Origin of the sequence: Actinomadura sp. 6K520 (assembly GCF_004349245.1) — a bacterium.
Lineage (GTDB): Bacteria > Actinomycetota > Actinomycetes > Streptosporangiales > Streptosporangiaceae > Spirillospora.
Map to the genome: position 1 here is coordinate 1 of NZ_SMLC01000398.1, position 1,352 is coordinate 1,352.

The window sequence follows — 1,352 nt, forward strand, 5'->3', positions numbered from 1 at the left end:
CCATCCCCACCCCCTACGAAGGACACCTCGGAAACGGCAGCGCCCCCAGCATCGCCTCCGGACGCCTGGCCTACACCCTCGGCCTCCAAGGACCCGCCCTCACCATCGACACCGCCTGCTCCTCCTCACTCGTCGCCCTCCACCTCGCCTGCCAATCCCTCCACAACCACGAAACCGACCTCGCCCTCGCCGGCGGCGTCGCCATCATGTCGACCCCAACCCTCTTCCTGGAGTTCTCACGGCAGCGAGGCTTGGCCCGTGACGGGCGGTGCAAGGCTTTCGCCGCCACGGCCGACGGCACGGGGTGTTCTGAGGGCGTCGGGCTCGTGCTGGTGGAACGGCTGTCGGACGCGCTTCGCAACGGGCATCCGGTGCTTGCGGTGATCCGTGGTTCGGCGGTGAACCAGGACGGGGCGAGCAACGGTCTGACGGCGCCGAACGGCCCGTCCCAGCAGCGGGTGATCGAGGACGCGCTGGCCGGCGCCCGCCTCGCACCCGACGACATCGACGCAGTGGAGGCCCACGGCACCGGGACGGCACTGGGCGACCCCATCGAAGCCCAAGCACTCATCGCCACCTACGGCCAGCAACGCCCCGCCGACCGGCCCCTGCGACTGGGGTCCATCAAATCCAACATCGGCCACACCCAGGCCGCCGCCGGTGTCGCCGGTGTCATCAAGATGGTGCAGGCCATACGACAGGAAGTGTTGCCCCGGACCCTTCACGTCGATGAGCCGACCCCGCACGTCGACTGGTCCGCGGGGGCGGTCGAGCTGCTCACCGAGCAGATGCCCTGGCCCGACACCGGGCAGCCTCGCCGCGCCGCCGTCTCCTCCTTCGGCATCAGCGGCACCAACGCCCACCTCATCCTCGAACAAGCCCCCACGAGCACAGACACTGAAACCGCACCCGCGCCCACACCGCTCCAGACGGGCGCCGAGCTGGAGGTGCAGGCCAGGGAAACCTCTGAACCCGAGGTGCGGCCTGAGCCTCCGGTGATTCCGTGGCTGCTGTCGGCCAAAACCCCAGCCGCGCTAGCCGCCCAAGCCCAACGCCTGATCCACCACCTGGACACCCACCCCGACCTGGACCCCGGTGAAGTGGCCTGGGCACTGGCCACCACCCGCACCACCCTGGACCACCGCGCCGTCATCACCGGCGACCAAGCCGCACTGCGCGACGGGCTGGAGGCCTTGGCGGCCGGGGAACCGCACCCGGCCCTGACCACCGGCCGCGCCACCCCCACCGGCGGCAAACTCGCCCTGCTGTACTCCGGACAAGGCTCCCAACGCCCCGGCATGGGCGCCCAGCTCTACCACCACCTGCCCACCTTCGCCCACGCCCTCGACCAC

At 70.7% G+C, this 1,352-nt stretch carries 1 protein-coding gene; it reads left to right on the forward strand.

Annotation, left to right across the window (positions count from 1 at the left end):
- Positions 1-2: 2 nt before the first annotated feature.
- A partial coding sequence (locus E1289_RS37605; protein ID WP_347813626.1) for a beta-ketoacyl synthase N-terminal-like domain-containing protein occupies positions 3-1,352 on the forward strand: 1,350 nt, incomplete at its 3' end.